Origin of the sequence: Pseudomonas sp. 1D4 (assembly GCF_001728925.1) — a bacterium.
GTDB classification, from domain to species: domain Bacteria; phylum Pseudomonadota; class Gammaproteobacteria; order Pseudomonadales; family Pseudomonadaceae; genus Metapseudomonas; species Metapseudomonas otitidis.
In genome coordinates this window covers 1-25728 of the sequence record NZ_LXJQ01000043.1, presented here as the reverse complement: position 1 = coordinate 25728, position 25728 = coordinate 1, and the positions used below count along the sequence as shown (strand labels likewise).

Annotated in this window: 26 protein-coding genes; 19 read left to right on the top strand and 7 right to left on the bottom strand. The window is 66.6% G+C overall.

Annotation, left to right across the window (positions count from 1 at the left end):
- Positions 1-32 precede the first annotated feature (32 nt).
- Positions 33-350, top strand: coding sequence for a hypothetical protein (locus A7D27_RS19865; RefSeq protein ID WP_069565859.1), 318 nt, complete (start codon positions 33-35; stop codon positions 348-350).
- On the opposite strand, the gene A7D27_RS19860 is transcribed toward A7D27_RS19865, so the two are convergent.
- Together A7D27_RS19860 and A7D27_RS19855 are read right to left on the bottom strand one after the other, a co-directional pair.
- Positions 347-676, bottom strand: a complete 330-nt coding sequence (locus A7D27_RS19860; protein WP_069565858.1) for a low molecular weight protein tyrosine phosphatase family protein — start codon at positions 674-676, stop codon at positions 347-349. The genes A7D27_RS19865 and A7D27_RS19860 overlap by 4 nt on opposite strands.
- Complete coding sequence (locus A7D27_RS19855) at positions 673-2709, bottom strand: S9 family peptidase (protein ID WP_069565857.1); 2037 nt, start codon at positions 2707-2709, stop codon at positions 673-675. The genes A7D27_RS19860 and A7D27_RS19855 overlap by 4 nt, the downstream gene beginning before the upstream one ends.
- A 99-nt stretch (positions 2710-2808) precedes the next feature.
- Here A7D27_RS19855 and A7D27_RS19850 point away from each other — a divergent pair, with 99 nt between their 5' ends.
- Genes A7D27_RS19850 through A7D27_RS19835 form a run of 4 tightly spaced genes read left to right on the top strand, consistent with a single transcriptional unit; the run spans position 2809 to position 5101 of the window.
- Positions 2809-3300: an MFS transporter gene (locus A7D27_RS19850; RefSeq protein WP_069565856.1), complete on the top strand. Its 492-nt coding sequence runs from the start codon at positions 2809-2811 to the stop codon at positions 3298-3300.
- A 39-nt stretch (positions 3301-3339) separates the two neighbouring features.
- Positions 3340-3786 carry an HIT family protein gene (locus tag A7D27_RS19845; RefSeq protein ID WP_069561767.1) on the top strand — a complete coding sequence of 149 codons (447 nt, stop codon included), beginning with the start codon at positions 3340-3342 and terminating at the stop codon, positions 3784-3786.
- A gap of 3 nt (positions 3787-3789) precedes the next feature.
- Complete coding sequence (locus A7D27_RS19840) at positions 3790-4563, top strand: class II glutamine amidotransferase (RefSeq protein ID WP_069561768.1); 774 nt, start codon at positions 3790-3792, stop codon at positions 4561-4563.
- A gap of 13 nt (positions 4564-4576) precedes the next feature.
- Positions 4577-5101 carry a DUF2937 family protein gene (locus tag A7D27_RS19835; protein ID WP_069561769.1) on the top strand — a complete coding sequence of 175 codons (525 nt, stop codon included), beginning with the start codon at positions 4577-4579 and terminating at the stop codon, positions 5099-5101.
- Here the strand turns inward: A7D27_RS19835 and A7D27_RS19830 are convergent, their stop codons facing one another.
- Positions 5102-6526, bottom strand: coding sequence for a PLP-dependent aminotransferase family protein (locus tag A7D27_RS19830; RefSeq protein ID WP_069561770.1), 1425 nt, complete (start codon positions 6524-6526; stop codon positions 5102-5104).
- A gap of 98 nt (positions 6527-6624) precedes the next feature.
- Between A7D27_RS19830 and A7D27_RS19825 the strand changes: the two genes are divergently transcribed.
- Genes A7D27_RS19825 through A7D27_RS19800 form a run of 6 tightly spaced genes read left to right on the top strand, consistent with a single transcriptional unit; the run spans position 6625 to position 12128 of the window.
- The gene (locus A7D27_RS19825) at positions 6625-7563 is read left to right on the top strand and encodes a DMT family transporter (RefSeq protein ID WP_044408517.1); all 939 of its coding nucleotides are present in this window, start codon (positions 6625-6627) and stop codon (positions 7561-7563) included.
- A 3-nt stretch (positions 7564-7566) separates the two neighbouring features.
- Entirely contained in the window at positions 7567-8019 is a 453-nt protein-coding gene (locus tag A7D27_RS29225; protein WP_044408514.1) for a Mov34/MPN/PAD-1 family protein, read from the top strand.
- Between the two features lie 26 nt (positions 8020-8045).
- Complete coding sequence (moeB, locus tag A7D27_RS19815; RefSeq protein ID WP_069565855.1) at positions 8046-9461, top strand: molybdopterin-synthase adenylyltransferase MoeB; 1416 nt, start codon at positions 8046-8048, stop codon at positions 9459-9461.
- Between the two features lie 9 nt (positions 9462-9470).
- A complete protein-coding gene (locus A7D27_RS19810; RefSeq protein ID WP_069565854.1) occupies positions 9471-10385 on the top strand; it encodes a PLP-dependent cysteine synthase family protein in 915 nt (304 codons plus the stop codon).
- A 23-nt stretch (positions 10386-10408) separates the two neighbouring features.
- On the top strand, positions 10409-11395 hold the full coding sequence (locus A7D27_RS19805) for a serine O-acetyltransferase (RefSeq protein ID WP_069561773.1): 987 nt from the start codon (positions 10409-10411) through the stop codon (positions 11393-11395).
- Between the two features lie 4 nt (positions 11396-11399).
- On the top strand, positions 11400-12128 hold the full coding sequence (locus A7D27_RS19800) for an alanyl-tRNA editing protein (RefSeq protein WP_069565853.1): 729 nt from the start codon (positions 11400-11402) through the stop codon (positions 12126-12128).
- Positions 12129-12167: 39 nt separating this feature from the next.
- Here the strand turns inward: A7D27_RS19800 and A7D27_RS19795 are convergent, their stop codons facing one another.
- Positions 12168-12839 (bottom strand): TIGR04211 family SH3 domain-containing protein, encoded by a 672-nt coding sequence (locus tag A7D27_RS19795; protein ID WP_069565852.1) that lies wholly within the window; start codon positions 12837-12839, stop codon positions 12168-12170.
- 210 nt (positions 12840-13049) lie between these two features.
- Complete coding sequence (locus A7D27_RS19790; RefSeq protein WP_044408498.1) at positions 13050-13571, bottom strand: GNAT family N-acetyltransferase; 522 nt, start codon at positions 13569-13571, stop codon at positions 13050-13052.
- Between the two features lie 307 nt (positions 13572-13878).
- Between A7D27_RS19790 and A7D27_RS19785 the strand changes: the two genes are divergently transcribed.
- Positions 13879-14964 (top strand): polyamine ABC transporter substrate-binding protein, encoded by a 1086-nt coding sequence (locus A7D27_RS19785; RefSeq protein WP_069561776.1) that lies wholly within the window; start codon positions 13879-13881, stop codon positions 14962-14964.
- Between the two features lie 78 nt (positions 14965-15042).
- On the opposite strand, the gene A7D27_RS19780 is transcribed toward A7D27_RS19785, so the two are convergent.
- The gene (locus tag A7D27_RS19780) at positions 15043-16785 is read right to left on the bottom strand and encodes an amidohydrolase (RefSeq protein ID WP_069565851.1); all 1743 of its coding nucleotides are present in this window, start codon (positions 16783-16785) and stop codon (positions 15043-15045) included.
- A 106-nt stretch (positions 16786-16891) separates the two neighbouring features.
- Between A7D27_RS19780 and A7D27_RS19775 the strand changes: the two genes are divergently transcribed.
- Both A7D27_RS19775 and aceK read left to right on the top strand, forming a co-directional pair.
- On the top strand, positions 16892-17806 hold the full coding sequence (locus tag A7D27_RS19775; protein WP_069561778.1) for a LysR family transcriptional regulator: 915 nt from the start codon (positions 16892-16894) through the stop codon (positions 17804-17806).
- Positions 17807-17920: 114 nt separating this feature from the next.
- A complete protein-coding gene (aceK, locus tag A7D27_RS19770; protein ID WP_069565850.1) occupies positions 17921-19651 on the top strand; it encodes a bifunctional isocitrate dehydrogenase kinase/phosphatase in 1731 nt (576 codons plus the stop codon).
- 426 nt (positions 19652-20077) lie between these two features.
- Here aceK and sohB read toward each other — a convergent pair whose 3' ends face one another.
- Positions 20078-21103: a protease SohB gene (sohB, locus tag A7D27_RS19765; RefSeq protein ID WP_069561780.1), complete on the bottom strand. Its 1026-nt coding sequence runs from the start codon at positions 21101-21103 to the stop codon at positions 20078-20080.
- A 210-nt stretch (positions 21104-21313) separates the two neighbouring features.
- On the opposite strand from sohB, the gene A7D27_RS19760 reads away from it, so the two are divergent.
- The 5 genes from A7D27_RS19760 to A7D27_RS19740 all read left to right on the top strand — a co-directional run bounded on the left by A7D27_RS19760 (position 21314) and on the right by A7D27_RS19740 (position 25640).
- Positions 21314-22024, top strand: coding sequence for a histidine phosphatase family protein (locus tag A7D27_RS19760; protein WP_069561781.1), 711 nt, complete (start codon positions 21314-21316; stop codon positions 22022-22024).
- Positions 22025-22080: 56 nt separating this feature from the next.
- A complete protein-coding gene (locus A7D27_RS19755; RefSeq protein ID WP_021221784.1) occupies positions 22081-22395 on the top strand; it encodes an SCP2 sterol-binding domain-containing protein in 315 nt (104 codons plus the stop codon).
- A gap of 209 nt (positions 22396-22604) precedes the next feature.
- A complete protein-coding gene (locus A7D27_RS19750; protein WP_044408457.1) occupies positions 22605-23675 on the top strand; it encodes a phosphotransferase family protein in 1071 nt (356 codons plus the stop codon).
- Between the two features lie 24 nt (positions 23676-23699).
- On the top strand, positions 23700-24467 hold the full coding sequence (locus A7D27_RS19745; RefSeq protein WP_069561783.1) for an SDR family oxidoreductase: 768 nt from the start codon (positions 23700-23702) through the stop codon (positions 24465-24467).
- Positions 24468-24620: 153 nt separating this feature from the next.
- The gene (locus A7D27_RS19740; RefSeq protein WP_069565849.1) at positions 24621-25640 is read left to right on the top strand and encodes an AraC family transcriptional regulator; all 1020 of its coding nucleotides are present in this window, start codon (positions 24621-24623) and stop codon (positions 25638-25640) included.
- Positions 25641-25728 lie beyond the last annotated feature (88 nt).

The following is a 25728-nucleotide window of genomic DNA, read 5'->3' as shown; positions in this document are numbered from 1 at the left end:
GGAACGTCGATGCCGAAAGGCAGGAGGTCCAGATGAAGCGCGCCATTGTGCTCGCATTTTCCGCGCTGGTCGCGATCAGTTGCGCCGCCCAGGCCCAGCAGCCGCCCTTGTTGCGCTCGCCCGGCACGCCGGCACCCGGTTCGCCCGGTACCGCCACGCCACAGCCCTATTCCCAACCCAGTCCGCCGAGCCTTCCGTCTGCCGCCCCGCCGGGTAGTCCGCCGTTGCTGGTGAACCCGCCGACCACGCGCCAGGCAGACCCGCGTGACGAACGCATTCCGCTGCTGCAGGAACAGCTCGACCGTAACAGCAGGGGGCTGGGCAACGGTGAGAAGAAGCCGGCGCCCTAGCGCAGCAGCGGCGGTACCCGGGCCTGGAGCAGCGCCACCAGGGCCGGGTCCATGTAGTCGTACTCGTCGGGGATATCCAGGCTGACCACGCGCTTGCCCTTGAGCGCGGCGGGGAAGCGTGCCGCCAGCTTGCGCCGATGGCTGCCCTCCATAACCAGGATCAGGTCCGCCCAGGCCAGGGCCTCGGGCGTTACCGGGGTCTCCGCCTCGGCCTTGAGGCCGGCCGAGTCGGTTTCCACGCCGGGCCAGCTGGCGAACAGCTGCTCGGCGGTGGGACTGCGCAGCCGATTCTGGCCGCAGATGAACAGCAGGCGCTGGACCTTCACGCAGTAGCCAGCCCCAGCACCTTGAACAGAAAGGCATATTCCAGGGCGACGTCGCGCAGCGCCTGGTAGCGCCCGCTCATGCCGCCGTGGCCGGCACCGAGGTCGGTCTTGAGCAGCAGCAGGTGGTCGTCGGTGCGGGTCGCCCGCAGCTTCGCCACCCATTTGGCGGCTTCCCAGTACTGCACCCGCGAGTCGTTGTAGCCGGCCACCACCAGCAGCGCCGGGTAGGCCTGGGGCTTCACGTTTTCGTAGGGGGCATAGCTGCGGATGCGTTCGAACACTTCGGGCTGGTTCGGGTCGCCCCACTCGTCGTACTCGGTGACGGTGAGCGGCAGGTCGGGGTTCTGCATGGTGTTGAGCACGTCGACGAAGGGCACTTCGGCGATGGCCGCTGCGAACAGCTCCGGGCGCTGGTTGAGCACGGCGCCGATCAGCAGTCCGCCGGCGCTGCCGCCGCTGATGACCAGCTGTTCGCGGGTCGTCAGGCCCTCCGCCAGCAGGTGCTCGGCACAGGCGATGAAGTCGCCGAAGGTGTTGGCCTTGTGCTCCAGCTTGCCGGCGCGGTACCAGGCTTCGCCCAGCTCACCGCCGCCGCGTACGTGGGCGATGGCGAAGACGAAGCCACGGTCCAGCAAACTCAGGCGGGCATGGGAAAACCAGGGGTCGAGGCTCGCGCCGTAGGCGCCATAGCCATAGAGGTAGAGCGGCGCCGGGTGGCCCAGGGTTTCGCGGCGGGCGACCAGGCTGATGGGGATGCGCGTGCCGTCCGCTGCCGTGGCCCAGAGGCGCTGGCTGACGTAGGCATCGGCGTCGAACGGGCCTTCCACCGGCGTCTGCTTGAGCACTCGCTGCTCACCGTCGGCCAGGCGAAGCTCGCGGACCTGGGCAGGGCGGTTGAGGGCTTCGTAGCGCAGACGGATCACCGGGCTGTCGAACTCCAGGCTGTCCTGCACGTAGAGGCTGTAGGCCGCATCCGGCAGTTGCACGCGGTAGGCGGTGCCGCTGGTAGGGTGCACTTCGATCACCGGCAGGCCGCCTTCGCGCAGGCTGAGGGTGAGGGCGCTGCTGTTGAGGCTGAGATCCTCCAGCATGCGCTCGGGGTCGTGGGGGATACGCTCCTGCCAGTGCTCGCGGCTCGGGTCCGCCTCCTCGGCCAGGTAGAGGGCGAAGTTGATGCCGGCCTGGTTGCTGCGGATCAGCCAGCACCAGCGTCCATCGACCTGGCCGTGGTCGACGTAGTACTCGTGGCCTTCCTCGCGAGGGGCGATGCAGCGGAAGTCGGCATCGGGCGTCTCGGCGTCCAGCACCCAGGTTTCGCTGGTGGTCTTGCTGGACAGGTCCAGCAGCAACTGGCGCTCGGAGCTGGCACGGTGGCAGCCGAGGAAGAAGCGCCCGTCCGGTTCCTCGAAGACCTGTTCCGCACGGGCCTCGCCCAGGCGGTAACGGTGCAGGCGGAAGGGGCGGTGGGTCTCGTCCAGCTCGCCGAAGAACAGCGTGCGACTGTCGTTGGCCCAGGTCATGCTGCCGTCGCAGTCGTTGAAGGGGAGGGCATGCAGGGTGCCGTCCACAAGGTCGCGGACGAACAGCTCGTAGACCTCGTCGCCGCTGGTGTCGAGGCTGTAGGCCAGCAGGCGGTGGTCGGGGCTGACGCTGAAGGCACCGACCGAGAGGAAGCCGTCGCCCGCCAGCGCGTTCGGGTCCAGCAGCAACTGCTCGGTGGCCGGGTCGATGTCCAGGGAGCCGTCCTGCGGGCGCGCACAGCGGTAGTGGCGCGGGTATTCATCGCCGGCGGTGGTGCGCTGGTAATAAAGGTAGGGACCCCAGGGCGTGGCGAGGGACAGGTCGGTCTCGCGGATGCGGCCGCGGATTTCCTGGAACAGGCGCTCGCGCAGGTCGGACTGGTCGGCCAGTTGCTCGTCCAGCCAGGCGTTCTCGGCCTTCAGGTAATCCAGCACCTCGGGGGCGTCGCGTTCTTCCAGCCAGCGGTAGGGATCGGCGCCATCCTGGGCTCGGGCGATGGGGGCGTGTGACATGAGGTCCTCTCGGGTGCGGCGGGCGACGGCGGGGGGACGCCGGAGCGGGGAAAAGTCGCTATCATAAGCGCCCCTTTGCCCGCCATGCCACGGAAGCCAATGAACGAACACGACTACCTACTTGCCTGGGGTGCCTACGCCGTGGCGGCCCTTGGCTGCCTGCTGGTGTGCTTCCGTGCGACCGGCTGGATGTGGCGCTGGCTGCGCGAGCCGGTGCGCCTGGTAGTGGCGGTGCTGCTGCTGACCCCGACGCCGGTGGACCCGGGCCGCGACCTGTACGCCCCTGCCGTGGCGGTGACGGCGCTGGACATGGTGTTCAAGGTGGGCAACAACGCCTGGAAGGCGGTCTCCGATCTGGCCATGTACGGCATGATCGGCTTGGTGCTGTACCTGATCTTCGTGGCCATCCGCTGGCCCATCGAGCGGGCGATCAAGGCTCGTCGTGCGGCGCGCGAGCGGCCGGTCGAGGAGCCCGTGGACGACGAGGAACCCACCCTGCGCCAGTTGATGGAGCGCGAGGGCGATGCCCGCTTCGACACCCGCACCGATGCCCGCGGCGACCGCCGCCTGCGGATCGAACCGCGCCTCTAGCCACGCAGCAGGACCCTTTCATTCGCCAGGGAGTGCCCGATGGATTGCGTGTTCTGCGCCATCGCCGGTGGCCATGCACCGGCTCATGTGCTGCACGAGGAGGCGGATTTCCTGGTGCTGCTGGACATCTTCCCCCTGCGCCCGGCCCACGTCCTGGTGGTCGCCCGGCAACATGCGCCGTATCTCCATGACCTGCCCGAGAGCGCCCGCGCGCGCCTGCTGCCCCTGGCCGATGAGCTGATGGCGGCGATGCGCCGGGCTGGCCTTGGCGAACAGGGCATCAACATGCTGGTGAACGACGGGCCGGATGCGAACCAGCACGTGCCCCACCTGCATCTCCACCTGATTCCAAGACGCCGGGGTGACCTGGCGGGCCTGTTGTGGCGGGCGCTGACCCGTTTCCTGCCCCTGGGGCGCACTGCGCTCCAGGCGCGCCTGGAACGGGAAGCCGACCTGTTGCGGCGGGCCATGAAACGAGAGCCTTGATCCATGTGCGAACTGCTCGGCATGAGTGCCAACGTCCCCACCGACATCGTGTTCAGCTTCACCGGCCTGATGCAGCGTGGCGGCGGTACGGGCCCCCACCGTGACGGTTGGGGCATCGGCTTCTACGAGGGGCGGGGGCTGCGCCTGTTCCAGGACCCGTCGGCCAGTGTCGAGTCCGAGGTGGCGCGCCTGGTGCAGCGCTACCCGATCAAGAGCGAGACCGTCATCGGCCATATCCGCCAGGCCAACGTCGGCAAGGTCTGCCTGGCCAACACCCATCCCTTCGTGCGGGAGCTCTGGGGGCGCAACTGGTGCTTTGCCCACAACGGCCAGTTGGCGGACTTCCAGCCCGTTCCCAGCTTCTACCGCCCGGTGGGTGACACCGACAGCGAGGCGGCCTTCTGCGACCTGCTCAACCGGGTGCGCCAGGGCTTCCCGGAACCGGTGCCGGTGGAGGTGCTGCTGCCGGTGCTGGTGCAGGCCTGTTCCGAGTACCGTACCCGGGGCGTGTTCAATGCCCTGGTCAGTGACGGTGACTGGCTGTTCTGCTTCTGTTCCACCAAGCTGGCCCACATCACCCGCCGTGCGCCCTTCGGCCCGGCGCGGTTGAAGGACGCCGACCTGACGGTGGACTTCCAGGCCGAGACCACCCCGGATGACGTGGTGACGGTGATCGCCACCGAGCCGCTCACCGACAACGAAACCTGGACGCGCTACCAGCCCGGGGCCTGGGCCCTGTGGCGACGCGGCGAATGCCTGGCCTCGGGCCAGACCTGAGAGGAGAGGGGCGATGCTGAGAAGCTACCTGAGGCTGGTGCTGTTCACCCTGGGGCTGCTGGTTGGCGTCCAGGTTCCCGGCTTCGTCGATGACTACGCCAAGCGCGTGGAGGCCCATCGACTGGAAGCCGAACGCGCCCTGGCAGGGTTCCGCGAGACGGCCAAGCGCTTCTTCGACGGCAACCTCGACGCCCTGGTGGCGCATTACCGCCAGAGCGACGACCCGGTGATGCGCAGCGACGCCGACAGCGTCGCCACCCTGGTCAACCGCGATACCTTGCTGCAGCTGGAATGGCAGGCCATGCAGGGTGCCTGGTACGCACGCACCTGGCACGTGCTGAGCGCGGCCGACCGCGAGCTGCTGCTGGAGACCGCCAACGCCTACAGCTACCAGGTGCTGCTGGTGCCCGAGGCCATCGGCTGGGGCCTGGCCTGGGCTTTCCTCCTGGCCTGGCTGCTGGAGAGCCTGGCGCTGGGCCTGGCGCGCCTGGCCGGTGTCGGCCGTGCTCGCAAGGTTCAGCAGCGCCACTGGCGCTGATCAGGCTTCGAAACGTTCCGCCCCGTGGCGCAGGGTGCTGGCGAGGGCGAGGAAGCCGTCGTACAGCAACTGGTCACTGGTGGAGGCATTGCTGACGCTGGCGCGTACGTACTGGGGCACCGCCGCCCGGCCGACGGCGAAGGTTTCGGCGGCGGTGATCAGGTAGTTGCGCAGCTTCAGGTCGGCCTCCACGTCGGAGGCGCGCCAGGCCTCCGGCACCTCGATCCAGAAGTGCGGGCTTTGCGGGTGGGTGCGGTACTGCAACCCGTCCAGCAAGCCCTCCACGAGCGCCTTGCGCCGGCCGATCTCGGCGATCTGCTGGTGCAGCAACTTGCTCGCCGTGCCGTTCTCGATCCACTGGGTAGACAGCTCCAGCGCCAGGGGTGTGGCCATCCAGCAGGTGGCGCGCAACGCGGCGGCGATGCGGCTGACCAGCGTAGTCGGTGCATGCAGGTAGCCCACCCGCAGCCCGGCCGCCACCGCCTTGCTCAGGCTGCTGATGAGGATGCAGCGCTCCGGCGCGTAGTGGGTCATCGGTGGCGGGCGGTCTTCCACCAGCACCGCGTGGGCCTCGTCCTCGATGATCAGCAGGTTGTGTTCGCGGCACAGCCGCGCAATGGCCTCCCGCCGCTGCGACGAGAGTACGGCCGTGGTGGGGTTCTGGATGGTTGGTGTGCAGTACAGTGCCGACACCCGGTTGCTGCGGCATAGCTCGTCGAGGGATTCCGGGACCAGTCCTTCCTCGTCCATGTCCACGCCCAGCAGCTTGATGCCGAGCATCCGCGCCACGGTGATCAGTCCGGGATAGGTGAGCTGCTCGGTGACGATGGTGTCTCCGGCCCGCAACAGTGCCATCAGCGTGCAGAGCAGGCCGTGCTGGCCGCCGTTGACGCACAGCACCTGGTCCGCCTGGGGCTGGAACTCGCCATGGGCGAGCCATGCAGCGCCGGCCTGGCGGTAGCGTGGCAAACCGGCGTCCGGCGTATAGAGCGCCAGTTCCCGCAGGGTCTGCGGGTCTCGTGCCAGGTCCATCAGGCTCTGGGCGAGGAAGGCGGTTTCAGGGCCGGGGATATGCATGTTCCGGCTCATGTCGTAGAGCTCCGGCGCCTCCTCGATGAAGTTGCGGAAGCCCTCGTCGCGCTTGCGCTCCAGGCCGCGACGCCGCACGAAGGTGCCGTCGCCGACCCGCGCCACCACCAGCCCCATCCGCTCCAGCTCGGCATAGGCACGGCTCACCGTACCGATGGTGACCCCCAGCCGGTCCGCCAGGTTACGGTGGGGGGGCAGCTTCGAGCCGCCTTCGATCGTCCCTTCCAGGATCCTGATCTCCATCGCTCCGGCGAGGCGCTTGTACTTGGCGCCCTGCCCGGAATTCAGTGCGTCTTTCAGGATTGACACCGTGTCAATAATTGGTTTGACAGCCATTTTTCGTCCTAATAGCCTGATTGAGCCGTGTCAATCAGTGATTGATACCTGGTATTTGAGGGTCAATTTAGCAGCTACGAAGGATTGTCATCATGCCAATGTCCGCGGTAATTGAAAACACCAGCAAATCCAGGAAGCAATGGCTGGGGGCATTGGTCACCAGCCTGCTGTTCCTGACTGTGTGCCTCAGTTGGGGCACCACCTGGCTGGGCATCAAGATCGCCGTGGAAACCGTGCCACCGCTCACCGCTTCCGGCCTGCGCTTCCTCATCGCTTTCCCGCTGTTCCTCTGCTTCGCCCTGATCCGTGGCGACTCGATCTTCTTCCCTCGGGGCAGCTTCGGTTTCTTCGTGTTCGTCACCCTGTGCTACTTCAGCGTGCCGTACTACCTGCTCAACTACGGGGAGACCCACGTCTCCTCCGGGCTCACTGCACTGCTGTTCAGTTGCATGCCGGTGTTCATCCTGATCTTCTCCTCGCTGTTCCTGCAGGAGCGCATCTACCTCTCCCAAGTGGTCGGCATCGCCATCGGCTTCGGCAGCCTGTTCATGATCCTGCGCGGGCAGGGGCTGAGCCTGGAGCACTCCGAGGCCGTCGGCGTGCTCGCCATCCTCGCGGCGGCCGTGATGCATGCGCTGTGCTACGTGGTGACCAAGAAGAAGGGCGCGGAGATCAGCGTCATCACCTACAACACCCTGCCCATCGGCCTGGCCGGCCTGATGCTGTTCCTCGTGGGGTTGGGCGTGGAGCAGCCGGATTTCGGCGCCATCAGCGGCCGTTCCTGGGGGGCGCTGGCCTACCTGGGGCTGTGCGCATCGGTGGGCGGCTTCATCGTGTACTTCTTCCTGCTCAAGCGCCTCAATCCGGTGATCCTGTCCTTCGTCTTCATCATCTTCCCGGTGTTCGCGGTGATCATCGGGGCCTGGTACGAAGGCCACACCATCTCCCGTGACCTGGCGTTCTATTCCTCGCTGCTGTTGATCGGCTTCGCCATAACCAAGGTGCCCATGGAAAAGTTCCTGGCGAAGAAGGACTGACCCATGGCTGACCAGGACGTCTTCAGCGCCGAAGTCCTCGGCGCCATCTACCGCCATGCCGCCGAGACCTACCCCGAAGAGTGCTGCGGCTTCGTGTTCGCCGATGCCCGGGTACACCGTGGCGAGAACATTCAGAACCAGCTCAACGAACGCAGCCCCGAGGTGTACCGACGCAGCGCCGCCAACGGCTACACCTTCGCCGTCGCCGACACGCTGCTGCTCAACCGCAGCCTGCGCGGGGACAACCCGGTGCGCGTCATCTACCACTCCCACCCGGACGTGGGGGCCTATTTCAGCCGTGAGGACGAGGACAAGGCGCTGTTCATGGGACAGCCCATCCACCCCGTGACCTACCTCGTGGTGGACGTCCGCGCCGGCGAGGCGATGGGCGCCAAGCTATTCGAATGGAACGGCGAAGGATTCGTCTGCAGCCGGGAATTCCCCGGCAACCCATAACGACCTGCAAGAAAAGGAGTTTGGCTATGAATGTGGTGATCTTCCCCGACGTACTGGCGCGGGTCGCCAAGTTGCCCGCCGCGCGGGTGGAAGGCGAAGGCCGGACGGTGCGCGAGCTGGTGGAAGGCATCTGCGAACGGCATGCCGCCCTGCGCGAGCACCTGTTCTACGGCAACGCCCAGATCAAGGAGCACTTCCTGCTCACCGCCAACGGCGAGCTAGTGGACGTGGACAGCGAACTGGCCCCGGGCGTCGAGCTGGACATCATGCTCGCCACCTCCGGCGGGCTGGATGTCGACGAACTGAGCAACGATGAAGTGCGGCGCTACGTGCGCCACATCACCCTGCCGGATGTCGGGCGTCAGGGTCAGTTGCGACTGAAGAAGTCTCGCGTGCTGGTGGTTGGTACCGGTGGCCTGGGCTCCCCGGTGAGCCTCTACCTCGCGGCAGCCGGCGTCGGCACCCTGGGGCTGGTGGATTTCGACCGGGTGGAAAGCAGCAACCTGCAGCGCCAGGTGGTGCATGGCACCTCCACCCTCGGGTTGCCGAAGGTGGAATCCGCTCGGCGCCGCCTGGAGGACCTCAACCCCGGCATCCAGATCCACGCCCACGACTGCGCCATCACCCCCGACAACGCCATGCGCCTCGTTGGTGATTACGACCTGGTGGTGGATGGCACTGATAACTTCGGCACCCGCTACCTGCTCAACGATGCCTGCGCGCTGTTGCGCCGGCCGCTGGTGTACGGTGCCCTGCATCGCTTCGACGGACAGATGAGCGTGTTCAACCACCAGGACGGTCCCTGCTACCGCTGCCTGTTTCCCAAGAGCCCGCCTGCCGAACTCGCCCCCAACTGCAATGCCGGCGGCGTCATAGGCGTACTGCCGGGCGTGGTCGGACTGATCCAGGCCACCGAGGCCATCAAGCTAATCCTCGGTATCGGCGAACCCCTGGTGGGGCGCCTGATGCGCTTCGACGCGCTGTCGATGAAGTTCTCCGAGATCCGCTTCAAGCGCCGCTCGGACTGCCCCACCTGCTCGCCAAGTCGTACCGACCGCGAGCTGCAGGTGGAGGAGCCGGTGGTCTGTGCCTCCAGCCAGATGAGCGAATCGACCCTGCCCGCCGACTTCTTCGTCAGCCCGCGCGAGCTGCAGCTGAGTCTGGCCCGAGGCGAGAAGCTGCAACTGCTCGACGTGCGCGAGCCGAACGAGCTGGAGGTATGTCGCCTGCCCGGCAGTCTCAACCTGCCCCTGGGCGAGTTGGATGCCCGCCTCGCTGAACTCGATCGCGAACGTCCACTGTGCATCGTCTGCTACGGCGGCACGCGCGCCGAGCGCGCCGCCCAGTTGCTGCTGAGTGCCGGCTTCACCGGCTTGCGGGTGCTGCAAGGCGGCATCAAGGCCTGGGCCCGGGATGTCGACCACGACATGCCGCTGTACTGAGGGACCGAGATGATCCACGAATCGCTGCTTCAGGCTATCGGCGAGACGCCAGTGGTCCGCCTCGCCGCCTTCAGTGCCGAAACCGGCCTGGAGGTCTACGCCAAGCTGGAGTCCCTCAACCCGGGTGGCAGCCACAAGGCCCGCATCGCCCTGGCCATGGTCCGTGACGCCGAGGCGCGCGGCATCCTCGTGCCAGGCAGCGGGCAGACCATCATCGAACCCAGCGGCGGCAACACCGGCATCGGCCTGGCCATGGCCGGCAACCTGCTCGGCTACCGCGTGGTGCTGGTCATCCCCGACAACTACAGCCCCGAAAAGCAGAAGCTGCTGCGGCTGTATGGCGCCGAGGTGGTGCTCTCCGACAGTCGCCGTGGCAACAACTCCCACGGCGAGAAGGCCATGGAGCTGCAGTTGGAAAACCCCGGCTACGTGATGCTCAACCAGCAACGCAACCCGGCCAACCCGGAGATCCACCGGCGCACCACCGCGCAGGAAATCCTCCGGGACTTCGACGACCGGCCGCTGGATTGCCTGGTGGCCGGCATCGGCACCGGTGGGCACATCACCGGCCTGGGGGAAATCCTCAAGGCACGCTGGCCGCACCTGCGGGTGTTCGGCGTCGAGCCGGAGCAATGCGACCTGCTCAACGACCGCCACGCCCCGCACGAGATCCAGGGCCTGTCCATCGGCCTGGTGCCGCGCATCCTCAACCTCGGCGTGCTGGACGGCATGCTCAAGGTCTCCAAGGCCGCCTGCCTGGATCGGGTGCGCCACACCATGCGCACCGATGCCATCAGCCTGGGGTTGTCCTCGGCGGCCAACCTCGTGGCCATCGCCGAGCTGGCCCATGAGCTGCCCACCGGAACCCGGGTGCTGACCCTGGTGTACGACGGCGTCGACAGCTACCTGCCACATTTCGAATGACCAGCCAGGGGAGGGCTAACAGCATGTGGGGATATCTTGATCGGTTGAAACTCTACGACAGGCTGCTGGACCACCTGGTCCGCATCCTGTCTTCCGATGACTTGGGCATGCTCATGCCGCACCTCGACGGCATCATGGAAGCAACCGTGCAGCAGGTGGCCGAGGACCTCCAGGCCTATGCCGCGCGCGATCCCGCGTCCTGCGGACGTACCGGGCTGATCCTCGAGACCTATGCGTCGTTCAAGGCCATCCTCTTCCATCGTCTGGCCCATCAGGTGTGGCTGCATGGCGGGCTGGCGGAGCGCGAGATCATCGCCCACAAGCTCGCCAGCGCCGGCAAGCTGCAGTCTGGCGCGGAGATCCACCCGGCCGCGCGCATCGGGCGGCGCTTCGTGCTGGATCATGGCTTCGGCACCGTCATCGGCGAAACCTGCGAGATCGGCGACGACTGCTACCTGCTGGCGGGCGTCACTCTCGGCGCCAGCGGCATCGCCGACAACCCCGGCGGCAAGCGCCACCCTCGGCTTGGCAACGGTGTGGAAGTCGGCGCTGGAGCGCGCATCCTCGGCGCGGTGAGCATCGGCGACAACGTGTTCATCAGTCCCGCCTGCGTCATCACCCGGGACGTGCCCGCCAACACCCGGGTGAGCATCGTCAACCAGTTGCAGATGCAGCGGGCCAGCATGTCGTCCAACTGCGGCTTCCTCGGTGCGTTCGTTCTCGGCGAGCGCCTGCACCTGGTGGGTGAGCTGCCCGAGTCGGGCGAGGTGATGGTGCTGGACGCCGACCACCGTCGCCTCGGCTGCCTGTCCCTGGAATGCACCCTCAGCGAGCAACACCACCGCCAGTACCGCCTGCGCAACCTCGGTGCCGTGGTACCGGCCCCGCGCTACCCCCTGAACCTGCGCATCGTCGGCCCGGTCCAGGACATCACCCTGCTGGACCCGCCGGGCCTCTGTGCCCTGGTCAGGTCCGTGCTGCAACCCCACCTCATCAGCATAGGAGGCTGACCTCATGTCGGTATTCAACCTGCATACCCATGCCCTGTTCGACGAGGCGCCTTACCAGCGCACCTTCACCGCCCGCGTCCTTGCCGTCAGCGAGCAGGGTGTGGCCCTCGACCAGACCCTGTTCTACCCCACCGGTGGTGGCCAGCCGGGTGACCAGGGGCACTTCCTGCTGCCCGATGGCTCGGTGGCGACGGTGATCGGCACCCAGCGCGACCCGCTGCTCAAATCGATCATCTGGCACCAGTTGGAGGAGGGCGCACCGGTGGTCACCACCGGCATGGAGTTGCAGGGCTGCCTCGACTGGGAGCGTCGCTACCAGCACATGCGCATGCACACCTGCCTGCACCTGCTCTGCTCGATCATCGATGCGCCGGTCACCGGCTGCAGCATCGGTGCGGAGAAGGGCCGTCTGGACTTCGACCTGCCCGAGTCCACCCTCGACAAGGAGGTGATCACCCAGAGCCTCAACGAGCTGGTCAATGGCGCCCTGGACGTGCGCGTCCACATGCTGCCGTCCAGCGAGTACCAGACCGTGCTGGAGATGACCCGCACCCAGGCCGTGGCACCGCCGGTCATGCAGGGCATGGTGCGGGTGGTGGACATTCCCGGTGTCGACATCCAGCCCTGTGGCGGCACCCATGTGAAGAACACCGCCGAGGTCGGCCAGGTGGTCTGCGACAAGATCGAGAAGAAGAGCCGGCACAACCGGCGCGTCACCCTGCGCTTCGCGTGAAGCGCGATCGGCCCGGATGGACTCGGGCCAGCACCCGCCTCAGATCCACTGGTCGTTGCGCTTGCGCCTGACCCGCAGCAGCGTCGGCAGCGCCAGCCCGGCCAGCAGGCCGGCGCCGGCAATGCTGCCGCCGTAGATCATGTAGCGCATCAGCACCTGCTTGTTCTCATCTCCCAGCTGCGCCTGGGCCTCGCGCAGGTCCGAACGGGCCTGGCTCAGCTCGCTGTCCAGCGAGGCGCGGGCGGCCTGGAGTTCGTCGATCAACGCCTTGCGCGAGTCCAGCGTCTCCTGCATGCCTTGCACCCGCTGCTTCCAGGTGTCGTCGATGCCGGCCAGTTGCGTGCTCAACTCTGCCACCTCCTGTTCCAGTTGCGGCAGCCGCTCGGCCTGGCCGGGCACCTCCTGCAGGTCGCGGCTGGGAATCCACACGGCGCTGCCGTTCTCCCCGCGTACCTGGCTGTAGTCGCCCTGGGTCGAGAGCAGCTTCACCTTCTGACCCGAGGTCAGCGTACCGACGATGCGGTAGCCATCGGTAGGCCCGCTGCGGACGTAAGTGGTCAGGCTGTCGCTGATCCAGCGGACGTTGCCGGCTTTCTCCTCCTCGGCCAGGGCGGCGCTGCCAGCCAGCAGCAGGCCGGTGGCCAGGCTGGCGCCGAGCAGGCGCGGGGAGAGCAGGGAGTGGAAGGCGAACGGGGGACGGGGTCGGGACATGGCGCAATCTTCATAGGGTGATGGACGGGCCCGCCGGGCGGGCATGACGGAAGCCGGCTCCCTGTCGCGGGAGTGTCGCGCCCGGATGGCCCATGGCCATGCCGTCCACCCGGCGAGCCGACAGCGAACTGACAGCTCGTCACCCACCGGAGTTCACTCGTGGCCGGAAAGCGAGACGGGTGGCCCCGTCGTTCCAGCCCGGCCAGCGACTCAGTGAGTGGCCTGCACCACCCGGTAGTTCAGCAGCAGCGGCTCGTCCGCCAGCTCGATCTGCTGCACCGCACGGGGCAGGTCCTGCAGCACCGCCTGCCAGAAGGCGAGGGCGGTGGCATCGTCCTGGTAGAAACGCACCAGCCAATCGCGTTCCCCGCTGGTCAGCACCTGGGTGACCAGTGCGCGCCCCAGGCCCTGGCGCCGGTACTTCTTGAGGATGAACAGGTCCGCCAGCTCCAGCGCGTCCATTCCCGGCAGCTCGCTGGCTTCCACCAGCAGGAACCCGGCGATGAAGCCGTCCACCAGCAGCAGGTTGGCGCTCCAGTCGGGCTCCTGCCAGTAGCGCACCAGGTGCTCCTCATGCAGGTAGAAACGGCCGTCGGCCTCCACGTCCTCCTGCTCCCAGTCCGAGGACTCATAGGCATAGAACTGGTAGAGATTGCGGATCAGGTCGGCCTGGTCCGGGCCGGTCTGGACCAGCTCGACGACAGGAGCGGAGAAGGGAGGCAGGTCGCGCATCGGGCACTCGTGGCAGTGAAGGCGGGGTGCGTATTTTCGTCGCGGTCGGGCCGGCGGTAAACGCCCGAATCGCCGCAGGGCGCGGCGTCGGCCCTGGCAAAGCGCCGCGGCCCGCGCGCCAGAGCGCCGGCAAGTACTTGTAGGCCGCCCGCGCCAGTCGCATTCTTGCCAGCGGGCCCGCAGGGAAGGATGGGCCCCGCGCAGACATTGTCTCGTCCCATCCTGCGGATGAAGCTGGCGACACGCCGGTATCGTTCTACGCTTGCGGTGCCTCGTTCACCCTTTCTACAGCCAGGAAACAACCACAATGAGACGTTCCTTCGCGCCCATGCTCCTGACCCTCGCCGTATCCGGTGTGGCCCAGGCAGCGGATACGGTGAAGATCTACAACTGGACCGACTACATCGCCCCCGACACTGTCGCCAACTTCACCAAGGAGACCGGCATCAAGGCCGTCTACGACGTGTACGACAGCAACGAGACGCTCGACGGCAAGTTGATGACCGGCAAATCCGGCTACGACATCGTGGTGCCTTCCAACCACTTCATGGCCAAGCAGATCCAGGCCGGCGCCTTGAAGAAGCTGGACAAGTCCCAGCTACCCAACTGGAAGAACCTCAACCCGGTGCTGATGAAGGCGCTGGAAGTGAACGACCCGGGCAACGAGCACGGCTTCCCCTACATGTGGGGCAGCACCGGCATCGGCTACAACCCCGCCAAGGTCAAGGCCGTGCTGGGCGACAACGCCCCGCTGGACTCCTGGGACCTGATCTTCAAGCCCGAGTACATGGAGAAGCTCGCCAAGTGCGGCGTCGCCATCCTCGACAACGGCCCCGAGCTGCTGCCCATCACCCTCAACTACCTGGGCCTGCCGCACCACAGCCAGAAGGCTGATGATTACAAGACCGCCCAGGCTGCGCTGCTCAAAGTGCGCCCCTACGTGCGCTACTTCCACTCCTCCAAGTACGTGGGCGACCTGGCCAACGGCGAGATCTGCGTGGCCGTCGGTTTCTCCGGCGACATCCTCCAGGCCGCCACCCGCGCCAAGGAGGCCGGCAACGGCGTCGAGGTGAAGTACTCGATTCCCAAGGAAGGTTCGCCCATGTGGTTCGACATGGTGGCCATGCCTGCCGATGCTCCGAATGAGAAGGCCGGTTACGCCTTCATGAACTACCTGCTACGCCCCGAGGTGATCGCTGGCGTGAGCAACTACGTGAAGTACGCCAACGGCAACAGCGCCTCCGACGTCCAGGTGAACCCGGACATCAAGGCCGATCCGACCATCTACCCGCCGGAAGAGGTCATGGCCAAGCTGTTCGCCCTCGAAGCCGTGCCCATGAAGCTCGACCGCGTCCGTACCCGCGTGTGGAGCACGGTAAAGACCGGCAAGTAAGTCGCACCCGAACCCGAAACGCCCCGGCTTGCCGGGGCGTTTTTGTTGGGCCGGCCCGTTCTGCGGGCGTTGCTGTAGCTAGAGGCCAGCCTCGTACACCGCGCGGCCACCGAACCAGGTCTTCAGTACCCGGGTTTCGGCCAGGGCCTTGGCGTCCACGGTGAACACGTCGCGGTCGAGGAGGATGAAGTCGGCCTGCTTGCCGGCGGCCAGCGAGCCGATGCGTTGTTCCTGGCCGATGGCCCGGGCGGCGTTGAGGGTGTAGGCGTAGAACATCGTCTCCCGGTCCAGACGCTCGTCGGCATTGAGCACGCCTTTCTCTCCCTCGCGGGTCATGGCCTGGGCCATGGCGGCCCACGGGTTGGGCGAGGACACCGGCCAGTCGCTGGCGCCGGCGAGGGTTGCTCCCTGCTTCAACAGCGAATGGGCCGGGTACTGGTAGCGGAAGGCGAAGGCGCTGACGTAGGGCTTGACCATGTCCAGCGTGTAGTCGTCCCCGGCAGCCCAGAGCAGTTGCATCGAGGCGCTCACGTCGAGCGGCTTGAAGCGCGCGAACTCCTTGGGGTTCACCAGTTGCAGGTGGGTGATGGAGTGGGTGATGCCGCTCTGCCGGTCTCGGCGTGCCTGCGCGATGCCATTGAGCGCCTCGCGCACGGCCCGGTCACCGATGGCGTGGATGTGTACGAGCCAGCCGCGTGCATCCGCCGCACTGACCAGTTCGCCGAAGTGCGCCGGGTCGATCAGCAGTTCGCCCTGCTTGTGGCTGTTGCTGTACGGGTCGATCAGTGCCGCGCTCTGCGCCGGGTACTCCAGCACGCCGTCGGCGAAGATCTTGATCCCCGGCAGGCTCAGGTTGTCGATGCCCTGGAACTGCTGGCGCACCTTCTCCAGGGTGTCCAGGTCGGCGGGGCGGCTCTTCGGGTGGGCCACCAGCAGCGCGGCGACATGGGCGGTCAGCTCGCCCTTGTCCGCCAGGGCCTTGTACACCGGCAGCACGCCGACGGACTTCTCCGTGGGCTTCAGGGCGAACAGCGGCTCACCCGGTGCACCGTTGGCGGCCGGGTCCATCCAGGCGGTCACGCCCAGGCTGTTGAAGGTGTTCACGGCGTTTTCGCCCGCCCGCAGCAGGGTCGCGACCTCCAGCGGTGGCAGTACGGCGGCCACGCGGTCCCAGCCGGCATCCACCAGGAAGCCGTTGGGTGTGCCGTCCTTGCCCAGGCCGATGGTGCCGCGCTCGGCCTCGGGCAGGCTGGCCAGCAGCTTGGCGTCGATGCCGGCGCGCTGGCGCATGGCGGCGTTGGCCCAGGCGGTGTGGTGGTCGCTGCCGACGAAGACGATGGGCACCCCGGCCCATTCGCCCCGGTCGAAGCGCTGGCCCAACGCTTCGGCCTGAGCCCAGTAGGCCGAAGTCATCCCGCCCACGTAGAGCGCATCGCCCCGGCGTGCGGTGCCATCGTCACGCCAGGCCCGCAGGCGTTTCTCCAGCTCGTCCAGGCTCACCTGCTCATCGCCCATGTTGGCAGTGGACATCTCCAGACCGCCGAAGATGGCGTGGGCGTGGGTGTCGATCAGCCCCGGCATCAGCGCCTTGCCGCCCAGGTCGATGCGCTGGGTGCCGGCGTCCGCCAGGGCGCTGATTTCCGCATCGCTGCCCACCGCCAGCACCTTGCCGTCCGCCACGGCCAGGGCTTGAGCCATCGGCCGGGCCTTGTCGGCGGTGAAGACCTTGCCGTTGAGCAGCACCATGTCGGCGCCGGCCATGGCTTCCCACGAGGCAAAAGCCAGTGCCGTGGCCAGGAGTCGAGGAACGAAGTTTTTCACGGGAGCCCCCTTGTTTTTGTAGGTGTGGCGGCGAGACTAGCGGCTCGTTCCGCCGTGGATAACGGCGAGGTCACGCAAAACGCTTTTGCCCCGTTGGAAAAGTCCCATGGATAAGCTCGGTGCCATCACGATGTTCGTCGCCACTGCCGACCACGGCAGTTTCAGCCGGGCGGCCGAGCACCTGGGCAAGACCCCCTCGGCCCTGACCAAGGCTGTCAGCCACCTGGAGGCGGAGCTGGGCGCGCGCCTGTTCGAGCGCAGCACCCGGCGCATCGTCCTCACCGAGGCCGGGCGGCTCTACCTGGAAACGGCGCGGCAACTGCTGCAGCGCCTGCACGATGTCGGCGAAGAGATCGGTCAACTGCAGCACGGGCTCAAGGGCAGCCTGCGGATGACCGCACCACTGGCCTTCAGTCGCGCTTTCCTCGATGAAGTGTGCACCGGCTTCCTCGCCACCTACCCACAGATCACCCTGCGGGTGGACCTGACCGACACCTTCGTCGATCTGGTGGAGGCCGGCTACGACCTCGCCCTGCGTGAAGGCCCCTGCGACCTGCCGGGGCTCATCGCCCGCCCGGTCGGGCGCAACCGCATCGCCCTTTGCGCCAGCCCCGCCTACGTCGCCCGGCGCGGCCCCTTCAGCCTGGACGCCATCGACGCCCACGACTGGCTCAGCTACCGCCACCCGGCCCTGAGCCGGCAGTTCTGGTGGGTCGAGCGCGATGGCCAGCGCACCCGCCTGCTGCACCCGAGCGTGTCGCGGCTGGAGAGCGACAACTACGACCTGCTGCTGGCCAACGCCCTGGCAGGCATGGGAGTGATCCACGCGCCGCTGTGGAGCGCCGCTCCCTACCTGACCGACGGGCGCCTGGTGAACCTGCTGCCGGATCACGAGATCGACCCGGATGCCTTCGGCGATCGCATCCTCGCCGTCTACCCCAGCCACCGTCGGGCCACCGGCAAGGTGCTGGCCTTCATCGACTACCTGGCAGCCCACCTGCGTGACCGCGGGTTGGCCTGAGTCCTCCTTGACCCGGCTGCAACGCGACCCGTGAGTCAGTCCGGGGCGGCGCTTTTTTTCGGCCCGACCTGTGGCTAAGCTCGCTGTTCCGACACCACAGCCGAGTGTGAGTCCATGACGCAGCAATGGCCGGCCGCCGACATCGCGCGCCTGATCCTCGAAGGGTTCGACGACTACCGGGAGCACTTCCGCCAGATCACCGATGGCGCGCGCAGCCGCTTCGAGCAGGCCCAGTGGCAGGAGATCCAGGGCGCCGCCGCAGCGCGCATCGCCCTCTACGAAGACAAGGTCGGCGAAGTCAGCGAACGCCTGCGCAGCACCTTCGACGACGAGGTGCTGCTGGACGTGCAGCTCTGGCCGCTGGTCAAGAGCGCCTACATCAAGCAGATCGACCTGCGCCTGGACGACGAACTGGCCGAGACCTGGTTCAACTCCATCTTCTGCAGCCTCTTCAGCCACGACCTGATCAGCGACGGCTGCATGTTCATCCACACCACCCGGCCCTCCCTGCGCAGCCAGGAACGTGCCCCGCAGACCCGCAGCTACCACCCGCGCGGCGATCTGCGCGACGTGCTGCGCGAGGTCTTTGCCGACTACCGCTTCGATGTGCCCTTCGAGGACAAGGAGCGCGACCTCGACCGCCTGGTGGAGCAGTTGCGCGAAAGCCTGCCCGACTGGGTCATCAAGGACCCGGCGCTGTGCATCGAGCTGTTCTCCTCCACCCTCTACCGCAACAAGGGCGCCTACCTGGTGGGGCGCATCTACAACCGTGATGAGCAGTGGCCGCTGGTGGTGGCGCTGCTGCACCGCGAGGGGAGGGGCATCCAGGCCGATGCGCTGATCACCGACGAGGCGGAGGTGTCGATCATCTTCTCCTTCACCCGCTCCTACTTCATGGTGGACGTGGCCGTGCCGGCGGAGTTCGTCGGCTTCCTCAAGCGCATCCTGCCGGGCAAGCACATCGCCGAGCTGTACACCTCCATCGGCTTCTACAAGCACGGCAAGTCGGAGTTCTACCGCGCGCTGATCAACCACCTGGCCAACACCGACGACCGCTTCGTGATGGCGCCGGGTGTGCGTGGCATGGTCATGAGCGTGTTCACGCTGCCGGGCTTCAACACGGTGTTCAAGATCATCAAGGACCGCTTCGCCCACGCCAAGACGGTGGACCGCAACACCGTGATCGAGAAGTACCGGCTGGTGAAGAACGTCGACCGCGTCGGGCGCATGGCCGACACCCAGGAGTTCGCCGACTTCCGCTTCCCCCGCGCCAAGTTCGACCCGGACTGCCTTGCCGAACTGCTGGAGGTGGCGCCCTCCACCGTCGCGCTGGAAGGCGACACCGTGCTCATCCGCCACTGCTGGACCGAGCGCCGCATGACCCCGCTGAACATCTACCTGGAGAACGCCAGCGAACCCCAGGTGCTGGAAGCGCTGGACGACTACGGCCTGGCCATCAAGCAACTGGCCGCGGCCAACATCTTCCCCGGCGACATGCTGCTGAAGAACTTCGGCGTCACCCGTCACGGACGGGTGGTGTTCTACGACTACGACGAGATCGGCTACCTGACGGAGATGAACTTCCGTGTCATCCCGCCGCCGCGCTACCCCGAGGACGAGATGGCCGCCGAGCCCTGGTACTCCGTGGCTCCGAACGACGTCTTCCCCGAGGAGTTCCCGCGCTTCCTGTTCGCCGACATCGGCCAGCGGCGGCTGTTCAACAAGCTGCATGGCGAGCTGTATGACGCGGCGTACTGGAAGTCCCTGCAGGAGGCCATCCAGGCGGGCAAGGTGATCGACGTGTTCCCGTACCGGCGCAAGGGGCGGGATGACACGATCCAGTGATCTGCTGGGCGGCGGCAGTCGCTTAGCCAAGTTGATTGCCGCGTTTTGCTGACAGCCTTTGTTTCGCCTTGCCTGGCGAGTTTCTTTTTTCAGTCGCCAAAAAAGAAACCAAAAAGGCTCGCCCCTGCATGCGGGTTTGGCTGCGCCAAACTTCCCTCGCTTCATCATCGCGTCGGGGAACGTCGCGACAGGCCATCCATGGCCTGGCGCTCCTTTCGCGGCATCCATGCCGCTCAATCCCCTTTGCAATGACTCCGCTCGGCCTCCTGAAGGGGCAATTTTCCCCGCCCCACCCAATGTGAGCACCCAGCGCAATGCTAAGCGCAGCCACCACGGTGAAGGAGGTGTGCCACTTAGATGATGCAGGCGCTTACAAAAACGCCGCGATCAACGCGGCGTTCTTCATTCAGGCGGGGAGGGCAGGGCTCATTGCCAGAAGCGCTGTTGCTGCAGGCGGCTCCACCCGTTCATCAGCAGGCGATCCACGCTGGCGCTGGCGGCGATGCCGAAACGCTCCGGCAGGCTCTTCTTCTCCACGTAGCTGAGCAGGAACAGCTCCGAGTCGCGGGCGCGCTCGGCCAGGTACTCGTCGCTGGTGCGCAGGTCGTCCACCAGCGCCTTCTCGCGGGCGGCGGTGCCCAGCCAGACCTCGCCGGTCGCCACTTCCTCGATGGCCAGTTGCGGGCGGTACTGCGCCACGTAGTCCTTGAAGCGGTCGTGGATGCTCTCCAGGTCTTCCTGGAACTTCTCCCGGCCCTTCTCGGTGTTCTCGCCGAACACGGTGAGGGTGCGCTTGTACTCGCCGGCAGTGAGCACTTCGAAGTCCACGTCGTGCTTCTTCAGCAGGCGGTGCACGTTGGGCAACTGAGCTACCACGCCGATGGAGCCTACCAGCGCAAAGGGCGCCGCCAGGATACGGTCCCCCACGCAGGCCATCATGTAGCCGCCGCTGGCCGCCACCTTGTCCACGCACACCGTCAGCGGCACGCCGGCCTGGCGGATGCGCGCCAGTTGCGAGGCGGCCAGGCCGTAGCTGTGCACCATGCCGCCGCCGCTTTCCAGGCGCAGCACCACCTCGTCCTTGGGTGTGGCCAGGGTCAGCAGGGCGGTGATCTCGTGGCGCAGCTGGTCGGCGGCGGAGGCTTTGATGTCGCCGTCGAAGTCCAGCACGAACACCCGGGGCTTGGCCTCGGGGTTCTTGCGTGCGGCCTTCTCCGCCTTGGCTTCGGCCTTGCGTTTTGCCTTGAGCGCGTCCTTGTCCAGCAGGCTCTGCTCCAGGCGCTCGCGCAGGCCCTTATAGAAATCGTTGAGCTTGGTCACTTCCAGGCGGCCACCGCCACCACGACGGCCCCGGCCACGCAGCGCGGCTAGCATCACCAGAACGATCAGGATGGCCACCACCACGGTGACCGTCTTGGCGAGAAAGCCCGCGTAATCGGCTAGGAACTCCACATAACCCCCTTCAGGAATCGACACGCGCCCTGTCTGCGGGCGCGAAAACCGGCCAAGCATACCCGCCCCGCGCAGGGCTCCACCAGCAACGGAAAAACCCCGTCATAAACAGCGGGAATGCATTCAAACAAGCGTATGTTTTTTCGTTGACAGCCCCTGTGCTTCCCCATAACCTCGCGAAACTTTCAACGTCCCGGGACGGCAGCGTACGTGGGCAGCATCTACCTGATCCGACATGGCCAGGCCTCTTTCGGCGCCGATAACTACGACGTGCTTTCCAGCGTCGGAGTTCGCCAGGCCGAAGTCCTCGGCGAGCACTTCGCCCGCCTCGGCATGCGCCTGGATCGATGCGTCGCCGGCAGCCTCCAGCGCCAGCGCCACACCGCCGAATCCGCCCTGGAGCGCCTGCGGGCCGCCGGCCTGGCCGCGCCCGAGGTGGACGTCGACCCCGCCTTCAATGAATTCGATGCCGATGCGGTGATCCGCGCCCTGCTGCCCAGCGTGCTGGAGCAGGAGCCCGAGGCGCTGCACATCATGCGCAACGCCGCGCAGAACCGTGCCGAGTTCCAGCGGCTATTCTCCAGCCTGGTATTGCGCTGGGTGGCCGGCGACTACGACGCCCCGCAGTTGCAGAGCTGGGTCGATTTCGTCGACCAGGTGCGCGGCGGCCTGGAGCGGGTGCTGGAGCGCGCGGACAGCAAGCAGAACGTCGCCGTGTTCACCTCCGGCGGGACCATCACCGCGTTGCTTCATCTGGTGGCCGGCGTGCCGGCCGACCGGGCGTTCGAACTCAACTGGCAGATCGTCAATACTTCCCTCTCGCGCCTGAAGTTCCGGGGGCGGGATGTGGCGCTGGCTTCCTTCAACAGTCATGTGCACCTGGAGCTGTTGGGGGCGCCGGAACTCATCACCTACCGATGAGCCCGGCCCACCGGCCGCAAGGCCGTTATAAAACCTGAAAAACAAAGGATCGAACCATGACCACCGTTGCTGACATCGTCAAAAACATGCAGTCCAAGTTCAACGCCGGTGCTGCCGCTGGCCTGGACCTGGTATTCCAGTTCAACATCGAAGACGGCGACAACCACTACCTGGTCGTCAAGGACGGCACCTGCGACGTACAGCAGGGCGATGCCCCGAACCCCAACGTCACCCTGATCATGAGCACCGAGACCCTGGTCGGCATCATGACCGGTGAAACCGACGGCATGCAGGCCTTCATGGGCGGCAAGCTGCGCGCCGAAGGCGACATGATGCTCGCCATGAAGCTCGGCGAGCTGTTCCCGGTCTGATCGGCGAGGCCGAACCGGAAACACCTGAAACCGGAGTCCCTGGACTCCGGTTTTTTTTCGCCCGGAAGGCTCTGCACCGGGCCAATCAGGCAGCCTGATCGAGTGGCAACACGCCTGCCTATAACGGTTGTTCGTGCTTGAGGCGCCCCCTCGGCGGCATTAGGCTTGCGAATAATCATGGGTCCTAATCATAAGTAGAAGGGATAAGCATGACGCTTACAGATCAGTCCACCCGCATCCGCGACGGCGAAGAGCTTGATGCCGCGGCCATCGACCCGTATCTCAAGGCGCATATCCCCGGGCTCAGCGGCACCCCGCGCATCAGCCAGTTCCCCGGCGGCGCCTCGAACCTGACCTACCTGCTGGAGTACCCCGAACAGGAATTCGTCCTGCGTCGCCCGCCGTTCGGGCACAAGGCCAAGTCCGCCCATGACATGGGCCGCGAATTCCGCATCCTCAACCAGCTCAATGCCGGCTTCCCGTACTGCCCGAAGGCCTACGTGCACTGCACCGACGATTCGGTGATCGGCGCCGAGTTCTACGTCATGGAGCGGGTCAAGGGCGTGATCCTGCGGGCGGATGCGCCGGCCGAGCTGGGCCTGGACGAAACCCGTGCCCGCGCCCTGTGCAAGACCTTCATCGACCGTTTCGTCGAACTGCACAACGTCGACTACAACGCCTGCGGCCTGGGCGACCTCGGCAAGCCCGACGGCTACGTGCGCCGCCAGATCGAAGGCTGGAGCGACCGCTACGAGAAGGCCATGACGCCCGACGCACCGACCTGGGAAGCGGTTCGCGCCTGGCTCAAGGACAAGATGCCCGCTGACCACGGCAAGCCCGGCATCGTCCACAACGACTACCGCTTCGACAACGTCATCCTCGACCCCAGCGACCCGCTGAAGATCATCGGCGTGCTGGACTGGGAGCTGACCACCATCGGCGACCCGCTGATGGACCTGGGCAACACCCTGGCCTACTGGATCGAAGCCAAGGACCCGGCCCCGGTGCAGCTCATGCGCCGCCAGCCCAGCCACCTGCCGGGCATGCTCACCCGCCGCGAGTTCGCCGACTACTACGCCGAGCGCGCCGGCCTGCCGCCCATCGACAACCTGGACTTCTACTACACCTACGGCCTGTTCCGCCTGGCCGGCATCGTCCAGCAGATCTACTACCGCTTCTTCCACGGCCAGACCCAGGACAAGCGCTTCGCCCAGTTCATCCACATGAACAAGCTGCTGGAGCAGATGAGCCTCCAGGTGATCGGCCAATCCCGGCTGTAACCGGACCACTACAAGGGGAACCCCATGTCCAAGACCCAACTGTTCGACCTCGACGGCAAGATCGCCTTCGTTTCCGGCGCCAGCCGCGGCATCGGCGAAGCCATCGCCAAGCTGCTGGCCCAGCAGGGCGCCCACGTGATCGTCTCCAGCCGCAAGATCGACGGCTGCCAGGCCGTGGCCGATGCCATCGTCGCCGAAGGTGGCAAGGCCACCGCCATGGCCTGCCACATCGGCGAAATGGAGCAGATCCAGAACGTCTTCGCGCAGATCCGCGAGCAGTTCGGTCGCCTGGACATCCTCGTCAACAACGCCGCCACCAACCCGCAGTTCTGCAACGTCCTGGACACCGACCTGTCGGCCTTCCAGAAGACCGTCGACGTCAACATCCGCGGCTACTACTTCATGTCCATCGAAGGCGGCAAGCTGATGAAGCAGAACGGCGGCGGCAGCATCATCAACGTCGCCTCCATCAACGGCGTGTCTCCCGGCGAGTTCCAGGGCATCTACTCCGTCACCAAGGCCGCCGTCATCAGCATGACCAAGGTGTTCGCCAAGGAATGCGCCCAGTACGGCATCCGCTGCAACGCCCTGCTGCCGGGCCTGACCGACACCAAGTTCGCCTCGGCGCTGACCAAGAACGACGCCATCCTCAACGTCGCCCTGCAGCGCATCCCGCTCAAGCGCGTGGCCGACCCGAGCGAAATGGCCGGCGCCGTGCTCTACCTCGCCAGCGCAGCCTCCAGCTACACCACCGGCGTGGCCCTGAACGTGGACGGCGGCTTCCTGTCCTGAGCCCCGCTCGGTCCGCCAGAAGAGGGAGCCGCCAGGCTCCCTTTTTCGTGGCCAGCCCTTTGACTTGCCCGGCGAAAACACATATAGAACAGCGCCAGCCCATCTGGAATGCCTGCATGCTGTACGCCCACCCGTCCCGCGAAAGCTGATGCCATGGCCGAGACCCTCTTCTCCCGCGCCAGTTGGCTCAACTCCCTGCACATGTCCACCCTCACCGTCGCCTGCATGGCCGAGCGCGGCGTGGCGGCCGATGCCGTGCTGGAGGGCAGCGGCATCACCGTCGACGACCTGCGCGACCTGCGGCGGCTGATCAACCCCGGGCAGGAGCAACAGGTCTTCGCCAACGCCGTGCGCCTGGCCGGCTCGCCCGCCCTCGGGCTGGAGCTGGGGCAGCGCACCCGCATCTCCGCCTATGGCCTGCTGGGTTACGCGCTGCTCTCCGCACCGACCCTCGGCGACGCCCTGCGCATCGGCCTCGGTTACCCCGTGCTGCTCGGCACCTATTTCCACCTGCGCCTGGAGCGTGAAGGCGAGCTGGCCTGGCTGCTGGCCAGCGGCTACGGCGAAGACGAGGCCCTGCGCCCATTCAACACCGAGCTGTGCCTGGGCTCGTTGCGGATCATCTGCGCCGACCTGCCCGGTCAGCCGCTGCCCGTGTCCGCCCTGGAGCTGGACTACCCCGAACCGGCTGGAGCCGCGCCCTATTACCGCCGCGTATTCGAGCGCGCCCCGCGCTTCGCCCGTGGCCGCAGCGGGTTCGGCTTCCCCGCCGCCTGGCTCGACCGGCCGCTGCCCCTGGCCGACCCGGTCACCCACAGCGAAATGCTCGAACAGTGTCGCCGGCAGAACGCCGAATTCGCCGCCCGCCGCGCCTGGCTGGAGCGGGTGCGCGACCTCCTGGCCCAGCGCCTCGCCACCCCGCCCGGGCTCGACGAACTCGCCCGCGCCATGAACACCTCCACCCGCAGCCTGCGCCGCCACCTCGCCCAGCAGCAGACCAGCTACCAGCAACTGCTCGATGAATTGCGCTTCGAACGGGCCAAGGCCCTGTTGCGCGAAGGCGACTTGCCCATCTACCGCATCGCCGAAATCCTCGGCTTCAGCGAAACCGCCAGCCTCCGCCACGCCTTCCAGCGCTGGAGCGGCCAGCCACCCAGCCACTTCCGAGGCTGACGACTCACGACCCGGCCGGCGGTGGGGCTACGACGGCAACCGTAGGATGGGCTGAGCTGTGCGAAGCCCATCATTGGCCGTGCGACGC

Excerpts from the sequence above, each read along its gene's own strand:
- A7D27_RS19865 (WP_069565859.1), top strand. The coding sequence starts at position 33 with ATGAAGCGCGCCATTGTGCTCGCATTTTCCGCGCTGGTCGCGATCAGT.
- A7D27_RS19855 (WP_069565857.1), bottom strand. The coding sequence starts at position 2,709 with ATGTCACACGCCCCCATCGCCCGAGCCCAGGATGGCGCCGATCCCTAC.
- A7D27_RS19850 (WP_069565856.1), top strand. The coding sequence starts at position 2,809 with ATGAACGAACACGACTACCTACTTGCCTGGGGTGCCTACGCCGTGGCG.
- A7D27_RS19845 (WP_069561767.1), top strand. The coding sequence starts at position 3,340 with ATGGATTGCGTGTTCTGCGCCATCGCCGGTGGCCATGCACCGGCTCAT.
- A7D27_RS19840 (WP_069561768.1), top strand. The coding sequence starts at position 3,790 with ATGTGCGAACTGCTCGGCATGAGTGCCAACGTCCCCACCGACATCGTG.
- A7D27_RS19835 (WP_069561769.1), top strand. The coding sequence starts at position 4,577 with ATGCTGAGAAGCTACCTGAGGCTGGTGCTGTTCACCCTGGGGCTGCTG.
- A7D27_RS19830 (WP_069561770.1), bottom strand. The coding sequence starts at position 6,526 with ATGGCTGTCAAACCAATTATTGACACGGTGTCAATCCTGAAAGACGCA.
- A7D27_RS19825 (WP_044408517.1), top strand. The coding sequence starts at position 6,625 with ATGTCCGCGGTAATTGAAAACACCAGCAAATCCAGGAAGCAATGGCTG.
- A7D27_RS29225 (WP_044408514.1), top strand. The coding sequence starts at position 7,567 with ATGGCTGACCAGGACGTCTTCAGCGCCGAAGTCCTCGGCGCCATCTAC.
- moeB (WP_069565855.1), top strand. The coding sequence starts at position 8,046 with ATGAATGTGGTGATCTTCCCCGACGTACTGGCGCGGGTCGCCAAGTTG.
- A7D27_RS19810 (WP_069565854.1), top strand. The coding sequence starts at position 9,471 with ATGATCCACGAATCGCTGCTTCAGGCTATCGGCGAGACGCCAGTGGTC.
- A7D27_RS19805 (WP_069561773.1), top strand. The coding sequence starts at position 10,409 with ATGTGGGGATATCTTGATCGGTTGAAACTCTACGACAGGCTGCTGGAC.
- A7D27_RS19800 (WP_069565853.1), top strand. The coding sequence starts at position 11,400 with ATGTCGGTATTCAACCTGCATACCCATGCCCTGTTCGACGAGGCGCCT.
- A7D27_RS19795 (WP_069565852.1), bottom strand. The coding sequence starts at position 12,839 with ATGTCCCGACCCCGTCCCCCGTTCGCCTTCCACTCCCTGCTCTCCCCG.
- A7D27_RS19790 (WP_044408498.1), bottom strand. The coding sequence starts at position 13,571 with ATGCGCGACCTGCCTCCCTTCTCCGCTCCTGTCGTCGAGCTGGTCCAG.
- A7D27_RS19785 (WP_069561776.1), top strand. The coding sequence starts at position 13,879 with ATGAGACGTTCCTTCGCGCCCATGCTCCTGACCCTCGCCGTATCCGGT.
- A7D27_RS19775 (WP_069561778.1), top strand. The coding sequence starts at position 16,892 with ATGGATAAGCTCGGTGCCATCACGATGTTCGTCGCCACTGCCGACCAC.
- aceK (WP_069565850.1), top strand. The coding sequence starts at position 17,921 with ATGACGCAGCAATGGCCGGCCGCCGACATCGCGCGCCTGATCCTCGAA.
- A7D27_RS19755 (WP_021221784.1), top strand. The coding sequence starts at position 22,081 with ATGACCACCGTTGCTGACATCGTCAAAAACATGCAGTCCAAGTTCAAC.
- A7D27_RS19750 (WP_044408457.1), top strand. The coding sequence starts at position 22,605 with ATGACGCTTACAGATCAGTCCACCCGCATCCGCGACGGCGAAGAGCTT.
- A7D27_RS19745 (WP_069561783.1), top strand. The coding sequence starts at position 23,700 with ATGTCCAAGACCCAACTGTTCGACCTCGACGGCAAGATCGCCTTCGTT.
- A7D27_RS19740 (WP_069565849.1), top strand. The coding sequence starts at position 24,621 with ATGGCCGAGACCCTCTTCTCCCGCGCCAGTTGGCTCAACTCCCTGCAC.